This window comes from Nocardia sp. NPDC058114, from assembly GCF_042884695.1.
Taxonomy (GTDB): Bacteria; Actinomycetota; Actinomycetes; order Mycobacteriales; family Mycobacteriaceae; genus Nocardia.
Genome location: NZ_JBHVTK010000025.1, coordinates 1 through 8,460 on the forward strand (window position 1 = coordinate 1; position 8,460 = coordinate 8,460).

The window sequence follows — 8,460 nt, forward strand, 5'->3', positions numbered from 1 at the left end:
GCCCGGCCGCGGACCGGCCACTTCGTGGCCGTCCCTCCCTAGGGGTCGGGAGTGCGGTGGCTGGGTTGGGTGGGTTGTTGAAGACGGGGACGGGCCGGGTGTGCGGGGTGGTTGAAAGTGCGGTCGGTCGGCTTCGGGTGTGGTGACCGACCGTTTTGGGGGTAGTGCTCGCTTCAGGCGGGTAAGCGCTCGGCTCGGGCGGTTTCGAGGAGTTCTTCCGCGTGGGCGCGGCCGGTCTCCGTGTCGTCGAGGCCTGCGAGCATACGGGCCAGTTCCACCACTCGTTCTTCGTCGGTCAGCGCGCGGACGCCGCTGTCCACCTTGCCTTTTCCGTCGTCGGACTTGTTCACCACCAGGTGCGTGTCGGCGAAAGCCGCCACCTGGGGCAGGTGGGTCACGACGATGACCTGATGGGTGCGGGCCAGGCGCGCCAGGCGCTTGCCGATCTCCACCGCGGCCCGGCCGCCGACACCTGCGTCGACCTCGTCGAACACCATGGTCGCGCCGTGATCGGATCCGGCGAGCACCACTTCCAGGGCCAGCATCACTCGCGAGAGCTCGCCGCCGGACGCACTCTTGCTGAGCGGCAGCGACTGGGCTCCCGAATGCGCCGAGAGCCGGAACTCCACTTCGTCACAGCCGTTCGAACCGGCGTGCAACAGCGCACCGTCGATCTCCAACGGCGCGGAATCCTGGGCACTGGCCTGCAGCGGGCGGACCTGGACTTCCAAGCGCGCCTTCCCCATCGCCAACCCACTGAGTTCGGTGCTCACCGCGCTCGCCAGCTTGCCCGCCGACTTGGCGCGCGCGGCACTGAGTTTGCGTGCCGCCTCGCGCACTTTGCCCGCGGCCGTCTCCACCTCACCGGCCAGCTTGGCCAGCGCATCCTCGGACACATCGAGCGAGTCCAGGCGCGAGCGCGACTCGTCGGCCCACGCGATCACCCCGTCGATGTCGGGTGCGTATTTGCGGGTCAGCGACTTGAGCTCGGCCTGACGGTTGAGCATCGTGTCCAGTGCGCTGGGATCAGACGGCAATTCCGACAGATAGCTGCTGAGCTCGGTGGTCACGTCGACCACCACCGCGATCGCCTCGCCGAGCCGTGGAGCCAGCGCAGCCAGGGCCGGGTCGTCGGCGGAATCCAGGCGGGCGCGGGCGCCACCGAGCAGATCGAGCACACCGCCACCGTCGGCCGGTGCGTCGGTCGGGCCCGAGAGCGACTCGTGCGCCGCGGCACCCGCCTCGCGCAGGGAATCGAGGTCGCTGAGTCTGCGGATCTCGGCGACCAGGCGGGTGTCCTCACCGGGTTCGGGCGCGATGCCGTCGATCTCGGTGAGCGAATGCTTGAGCCGGTCGGCTTCCAGCGCCAGTTCCCGACTGCGCGCGGTGCGTTCGAGCAGTTCGGTCCGCGCGTCCAGCCAGGACCGACGATGCACCTGGAATTTGCGCAGCAGACCGGCGACGCCGTCGCCGGCGAACTGGTCCAGTGCCGACAGCTGCTGCTCCGGCCGCTGCAACCGCAATTGATCGTTCTGGCCGTGCACGGTCAGCAGCCGGGAGGTGAACTCACCGAGCACCGCGGCGGGCACCCCGCGACCACCGAGATGCGCGCGCGAGCGTCCGTCGCTGTTGACCGTGCGGACCGCGATCACGCTGCCGTCCTCGTCGGCCTCGGCACCCGCCGATTCCAGCACCTCCCCGACCGCCGTGCGAGCCGCGTCGTTCACGTCGTCGACGACGAAACGACCCTCCACCACGGCCTTCGCCGCGCCCAGGCGTACCCGTCCCGCGTCGGCGCGTGCACCGCTGAGCAGGTGCAGGCTGGTGACCACCATGGTCTTGCCCGCACCGGTCTCGCCGGTGAGCACGGTCAGACCGGCATGGAACTGCGCGGTGGCCGTCGAGATGACACCGAGTCCGTCAATCCTGATCTCCGTCAGCATCAGTGCTCTTCCGTTCGCTGTCTGCCCCGCCAGCCGGTGACCGGCAGTTGGAACTTACGCACCATCCGGTCGGCGAAGGGCGCCGAATCGAGCCGCACCCAGCGCACCGGACGTTCGCCGCGCACCACTTCGGCGCGGCCGCCACGCGGCAACGCGAGAGTGCGCCTGCCGTCGAGGAAAACGATCGCGTCGTGTCCGGTCGCCACGGTCTCCACCGCGATCAGCGACTCCGGGCTGGTCACCAGTGGCCGCGCGAACAACGCGTGCGCGTTGCTCGGGATCACCAGCATCGCCTCCAGTTCGGGCCACACCACCGGTCCACCCGCCGAGAACGCGTAGGCGGTGGACCCGGTGGGCGTGGAGATGAGGATGCCGTCGCAGCCGAACGCCGAGACCGGCCGCCCGTCCACTTCGAGCACCACTTCCAGCACGCCCATCCGCTGGGCGTTCTCGAGGCTGGCCTCGTTGAGCGCCCAGCCGCGTTCGACGATCGTGTCGTCCACGCGCACCGTGACGTCGATGGTCATCCGGTTTTCCACCTGGTAGTCGCGATCGACCACCTGCGAGAGCGCCTCGTCGAGGTTCTCGGCCTCGGCTTCGGTGAGAAAACCGATGCGGCCCAGGTTGATTCCCAGCACGGGCACACCCGCGGGCCTGCCGAGTTCGGCCGCGCGCAAGAACGTGCCGTCGCCACCGAGGGCGAGCACCATCTCACAGCCCTGGGCCGCGGACGGGCTGTGCGGCACCACCCGCACCGGATATCCGGCTTCGTCTTCGAACCGGGTGCTGTCGGCCTCGTCGGCCAGCACCCGCAGGCAGATACCCGCTTCGGCGAAGATCTTCGCCACCCGGTGCGCGGTCTCGATGATCTCCGCGCGACCGGGATGGGCGACGAGCAGGATCTCCCTGCCGCCGGCATGCGTACTCACTGCGGACCCTCCTCGACAGCCTGCGCGACCAGCGCCCGCACCTGTTCGGCGTCGTAGTCGAACGGGCCGACCTTGCGCAACCACAGGAAGTACTCGACATTGCCCGACGGGCCGGGCAGCGGGCTGGCGACCACGCCCAGGGTGCGCAGCCCGAGCGCGGCGGCGGCGCTCGCCACATCACACACCACGTCGGTTCGCAGCGCCGGATCACGCACCACACCGCCCGAACCGACCCGGTCTTTGCCGACCTCGAACTGCGGCTTCACCATCGGCAGCAGATCGGCGCCGTCGGCCGCACAGGCCGCCAGTGCGGGGAGGACGAGCCCGAGCGAGATGAAGGACAGGTCACCGACAACGACTTCGACTGTGCCACCGATGGATTCGGGAGTGATGTTGCGCACGTTGGTGCGGTCGAACACGCGGACCCGGTCGTCGTTCTGCAGCCGCCAGATCAGCTGGCCGTAGCCCACGTCGACCGCGACCACCTCGCGCGCGCCCTTGTTCAGCAGCACATCGGTGAACCCACCGGTCGACGCACCCGCGTCCAGGCACCGCTTACCCGCGAGGCCGAGCCCCTCGGGTTCGAAGGCCTCGAGCGCGCCGAGCAGTTTGTGCGCGCCCCGCGAGGCCCACGACACCTCGTCGGGCTCTTCCCGCACGATCAGTGGGGTTCCCGTCTCCACGGCCGTCGCCGGTTTCACGGCGACGGTTCCGGCAATCAGGACGCGGCCCGCGCTGATCAGCTCGACCGCGTGTTCTCGCGATCGCGCCAACCCGCGGCGAACCAGTTCGGCGTCCACCCGCGCTCGTCTGGCCACCTCAGATCTTGTCCACTGTCGCCAGCGCGTCCACCAGTACGTCGTGCGCCTGTTCGAGGATGCGCGCACGGCGGGTGATATCGGCACCGGCCTCGGTGTTCTCCGCCGGGCCCGCGACAGGACGCGGACCGAGTTCGGCGAGTAGTGCGTCGACCTCGGTCTTGATCCGGTGCGGATCGGCGGGTTCCTGCTGCGCCGCTGCGCCGGGCAGGTGAGCGCCCGGCACGGGAATCCCGGGCCGCGGTGGCTGTGACGCGCCGTTCGGCGGTGAACTCGCAGTACTCATCGTGGCGTCAACGCTATCGGATTTCCGAATCGGCCGCGCGCACCCGTACCGCCCGGCCGGGATACTGTCGCAACAGTTCCGCGATGTCCGCCGGTGCGGCGGCCTCCGCCACGGTGGCGTCGTTGAGGGCGTCGAGGCCGGCGGCGATATAGGTGGGGATCCGGGCGGCGGGCGCGCCGATCACCTCCTCGAGCGTGCTGACTCCGGTCAGCACCAGCAGCGAGTCCAGACCCAGGCCGTTGGCGCCCTCGATATCGGTGTCGAGCCGGTCGCCGACGACCAGGGCGCGGCGGGTGCCCGCTCGCTCGATCGCGTCTTCCATCAGCGGCGCGTAGGGCTTGCCCGCTACGAGGGGCTCACGATCGGAGGCGGTCGCCAGGGCCGCGACCATCGAGCCGTTGCCGGGGGCGAGGCCGCGCTCGTTGGGCAAGGTGCGGTCGGTATTGGCGGCGATCCACAGCGCGCCCGCGCGCAAGGCGTAGGCGGCTTCGGCGAGGTCGGGCCATGCGGTTGCCGGCGAGTGGCCTTGGACGACCGCCGCTGGTGGGGTCTCGCCGAATCGGCGGATGGGCTCGAGGCCGACGGCTTTCACCTCGGCGGCCAGATCGTCGGTTCCGACGACGAGCACCCTGTCGCCGGGGCTCAGCCGTTCGGACAACATGCGGGCGGCGGCCTGCGCACTGGTCACCACATCGCCCGCGGTCGCCGGGTAGCCGAGCTCGTCCAGGTGGTGCGCCACGGCACCGGGACCGCGCGCGGCGTTGTTGGTGACGTAGACGAGACGTTGTGCCGAATCACCATCCGGTACAAGCGCTTTGGGCGCCCCTTCGATGACATCGGGTCCGCGGTACAGCGTTCCGTCCAGGTCGAGCAGCAATGCCTCGTATCGATCGCGTAGCCGGTCCATCCACCCTCACTTCGTCGTCTCTGCCGGGTCGGACACATCTGCGACCCTAGGCGAAGGCACCGACAGCTTCGGTTCCCCTCGGCTGCCGAATAGCGCTCGCACCCTTCATGATCGAGCATGTGCCACATGTTCGTGCGCGATGTCCCCAGTTGCGGACGTCTCGCCCAGCGCGTCGCGGGCGCGCACCGACGCAACAGGGAAACCAGGCCGGTTGCCGGCCGAAGTAGATCCCCGCTCGCACAGCGTGCTCGATTGCCCGCAGCGCAGGAGGCCGGTCCACCGCTCGAGCCGACCGAGTACCTCTGTGCCACACCCGATCCGGCGTTGCCGGCCGACATCAACCTCTGATGACATGCGAAAAGGCCGCAGGCCGGGAAACCTGGATGCGTTCCCGGCCTACGGCCTTGTGGTTCTACTGTGCGTCGCCGGTGAGTTCGGTTGCCCGCTCCTCGGCGTCGGTTTCGTCGTCGAGGTCGGCGGCAGCGGCGTTGAGGAACCACTGCAGGCCGTCATCGGTGCGGCCGGCCGCCACCAGCGCGTCGGCGTAGGCATAGAACAGGCGCGCGGCGGCGGAGCCCGTGCGCGACGGGTCCAGATCGCAGGCTTGCAGCGTCACGACGGCCTGGTCGAACTGACCCAGATCCATCCGGGCGCCTGCCACAACGATCCGCAGCTCGGCGGCTTCGTCACCGGTGAGCGTCTGTGCTTCCTCGCTGCGACCGAGCTCGATGGCGCGTTCCGGCCTGCCGAGACCGCGCTCGCAGTCCGCCATCACCGCGAGCAGCCCGGCGCCACCGGACATGCGTCGTGCGGTCCGCAGCTCCGAGAGCGCCTCTGCCCATTCCTCGGCGTGGTAGGCCACCACACCGGCGGTCTCCCGCACCACCGCGATGCGGCCCGCACGCTGCCGCGCGGCCCGAGCGTGTGCCAGCGCCAGGCGCGGGTCGTCCTCGAGCAGCTCGACGGCCATCACCATGTGCCGAGCCACCGAATCGGCGTTGTTCTTGTCCAGGCTCAGCAGGTCACGGCGCACGGCCGGATCCAGATCGGAGGCCTGCACATCCTCGGGCAGATCGGGCTCTTCGGGACGCGCCGCACGGCGATCGTCCGGCCGCCCACCCGTCGTACGAGCGCCTTCACCGCCGCGACGGCGGTCATCGCCGAAGTCACCCGACCGCGATGCACCACCGGACGCCGAGCCACTGCGCGCACGGTCGTCACGGTCCGAACGGGCACCGCGATCCGCGAATCCACGCCGCTCGCCACGGTCGGCGTCACCAGCGGCCCGATCGTCACGATCCGAACCGCTAGAACGGTCGTCGCGATCCGACTCACCTCGGGCAACACTGTCACGATCGAAGCCGCGGGGGCTCTCGTCGAGGCCGGAATCGTCACGGGCGGCGTCATTCAGGTCGCCACTGTCCGAGCCGCGATCGGTGGCATCGGACCGGCTGTCGAGATCCGAACCGACCCGCGCGCTGCCGCTCTCGGACTCGACGCCGTCGGCGTCACGAGGACGGTCACCTTCACCGGTGTCGATGGTCGCCTTGTCGTCGGTCTCGGCTACCCGCGCCGTGGCCGAGCTTGCGTTGTCTTCGGACTGCTCAGTGGACGCTGTCGACTCGTCGGTTGCGGGCTTGTCGCTCGCCGTCGCGGAGTGGCCGGCCGAGGCCGTGCTGTCGTCCTCGGTGATCGACTCGTCGATATCGGAGGCAGCCGATGCCGAGACAACGCCGAGCACGTCACTGTCGCGCTCACGTCGCTTCTCGCGGTAGGTGCCGTCGAGCGGCTTGCCGTCCTCGCCGACGAACTTGCCCTGGCTGCCACCGGAGCGCGCGTCACGCTTGAAGCCACCGCGACCGCGGTCGTCGTCGCGCCTCGGCCCACGATCGTTGTCGTCGCGCCGCTGGTAGCCGCCCTTGCCGCTGTCGTCACGACGCGGGTAACCACCCTTGTCGTCACGCTTCTGATAGCCGCCGCGATCGGAACCACCACGCGAACGGTCATCGCTGTCGTTACGACGGAAGCCGCCACCCGGACGGTCGCTGCCGCCTTCGCTGCGACGGAAGCCACCACGATCGGAGCTGCCGCCACGGTCACTGCCGCGATCGGAGCTGCCACGCGAACGGTCGTCGCCGTCGTTACGACGGAAGCCGCCACCCGAACCGCCGCGGGGGCGATCGTCATTGTTGCCGCGGTACCCGCCACGGTCGCCGCCGCGGTCGAAACCGCCTGCGGGACGATCACTTCCGCCTTCATGACGCTTGAAACCACCCCGGTCACCGGAGCCACTGCGACCGGCGTCGTCACGGCGCTGGTAGCCACCGCGGTCACCGCTGTCGCTGCGCTTGAATCCGCCGCGATCGTTGTCGTCACGCTTCTGGTAGCCGCCGCGATCGCTGTCGTCACGCTTCTGGTAGCCGCCGCGATCGTTGTCATCACGTCGCTGGTAACCACCGCGACCGGCATCATCGCGCTTGGGGTAACCGCTCTTGTTGTCGTCGCGGCGCTGGTAGCCACCACGATCCGACGAGCCGCCACGATCCGAACCACCACGGTAGCCACCACGGTCACCGCCGCGGTCGAAACCACCTGCGGGACGATCACTTCCGCCCTCATGACGCTTGAAACCACCCCGGTCACCGGAGCCACCGCGACCGGCGTCGTCACGGCGCTGGTAGCCACCGCGGTCGCCACTGTCGCTGCGCTTGAATCCGCCCCGATCGTTGTCGTCACGCTTCTGGTAGCCGCCGCGATCGTTGTCATCACGTCGCTGGTAACCACCACGACTCGCGTCGTCGCGCTTCGGGTAGCCGCCCTTCGCGCTGTCGTCGCGGCGCTGGTAGCCACCGCGATCAGCGGAGCCGCCACGATCCGAACCACCGCGGGGGCGGTCGTCGTTGCCCCGGTAGCCACCACGGTCGCTGGAGCCGCTGCGACCGGCGTCGTCACGGCGCTGGTAGCCACCGCGGTCGCCACTGTCGCTGCGCTTGAATCCACCACGGTCGGAGCTGCCGCCGCGGTCGTCGCGGTTGTAGCCACCGCGCTGGCCTTCGGGACGACCGGAGCCGCGATTGTCGTCGTTGCGACGGAATCCACCCCGGTCGGAGCTGCCACGGTCGGAGCCACCACGACCTGCGCTGCTGCCTCGGCCTGCGTCGTCGCGGCGGAATCCGCCGCCTTCGCCACGGCCCGAGCCGCGATTGTCACCGTGTCCGCCGCGGGGGCGATCGGTCGGTTCGCCTCGCCGGCCGAAACCGGGGGCGTCTCCGTCCCGGCGGAAAGGCTTCCGTCCGTCGTTGTGTTCCGACACGGCGATCCCTCTCTAGGTTCCCCGACCTGCGGGGAGTGTTGTCAATGACCCCGCCACTAAGAATTCAACCACGGACGAAGGACGGGGCATCGTCCGCCTGGCGTACCGAACTCGTATCGAGTCCACAAACGCCGATAGGGGACCCAAATAAGGGTCCCCTATCGCGAAGGATGTTCCGGCAGTGTCCTACTCTCCCACACCCTGTCGAGTGCAGTACCATCGGCGCAGGTGGCCTTAGCTTCCGGGTTCGGAATGGGACCGGGC

At 69.5% G+C, this 8,460-nt stretch carries 7 protein-coding genes and 1 rRNA gene; 1 reads left to right on the plus strand and 7 read right to left on the minus strand.

What is annotated here, in order from left to right:
- Positions 1-173 precede the first annotated feature (173 nt).
- The 6 genes from recN to ACFVVI_RS35600 all read right to left on the minus strand — a co-directional run bounded on the left by recN (position 174) and on the right by ACFVVI_RS35600 (position 6,423).
- Positions 174-1,943 (minus strand): DNA repair protein RecN, encoded by a 1,770-nt coding sequence (gene recN / locus ACFVVI_RS35575; protein WP_387449414.1) that lies wholly within the window; start codon positions 1,941-1,943, stop codon positions 174-176.
- On the minus strand, positions 1,943-2,872 hold the full coding sequence (locus tag ACFVVI_RS35580) for an NAD kinase (RefSeq protein ID WP_378630063.1): 930 nt from the start codon (positions 2,870-2,872) through the stop codon (positions 1,943-1,945). Before ACFVVI_RS35580 ends, recN begins: the two co-directional genes overlap by 1 nt.
- A complete protein-coding gene (locus ACFVVI_RS35585; RefSeq protein ID WP_387449418.1) occupies positions 2,869-3,690 on the minus strand; it encodes a TlyA family RNA methyltransferase in 822 nt (273 codons plus the stop codon). Before ACFVVI_RS35585 ends, ACFVVI_RS35580 begins: the two co-directional genes overlap by 4 nt.
- Before the next feature lies 1 nt (position 3,691).
- Complete coding sequence (locus tag ACFVVI_RS35590) at positions 3,692-3,976, minus strand: hypothetical protein (RefSeq protein ID WP_387449421.1); 285 nt, start codon at positions 3,974-3,976, stop codon at positions 3,692-3,694.
- A 13-nt stretch (positions 3,977-3,989) separates the two neighbouring features.
- The gene (locus ACFVVI_RS35595) at positions 3,990-4,883 is read right to left on the minus strand and encodes an HAD-IIA family hydrolase (protein WP_387449424.1); all 894 of its coding nucleotides are present in this window, start codon (positions 4,881-4,883) and stop codon (positions 3,990-3,992) included.
- A gap of 412 nt (positions 4,884-5,295) precedes the next feature.
- Positions 5,296-6,423 carry a hypothetical protein gene (locus tag ACFVVI_RS35600; protein WP_387449430.1) on the minus strand — a complete coding sequence of 376 codons (1,128 nt, stop codon included), beginning with the start codon at positions 6,421-6,423 and terminating at the stop codon, positions 5,296-5,298.
- 117 nt (positions 6,424-6,540) lie between these two features.
- Between ACFVVI_RS35600 and ACFVVI_RS35605 the strand changes: the two genes are divergently transcribed.
- Positions 6,541-8,244 (plus strand): hypothetical protein, encoded by a 1,704-nt coding sequence (locus tag ACFVVI_RS35605; RefSeq protein WP_387449427.1) that lies wholly within the window; start codon positions 6,541-6,543, stop codon positions 8,242-8,244.
- Between the two features lie 125 nt (positions 8,245-8,369).
- Here ACFVVI_RS35605 and rrf read toward each other — a convergent pair.
- Positions 8,370-8,460: ribosomal RNA gene (gene rrf / locus ACFVVI_RS35610) — 5S ribosomal RNA — on the minus strand; the annotation flags it as partial.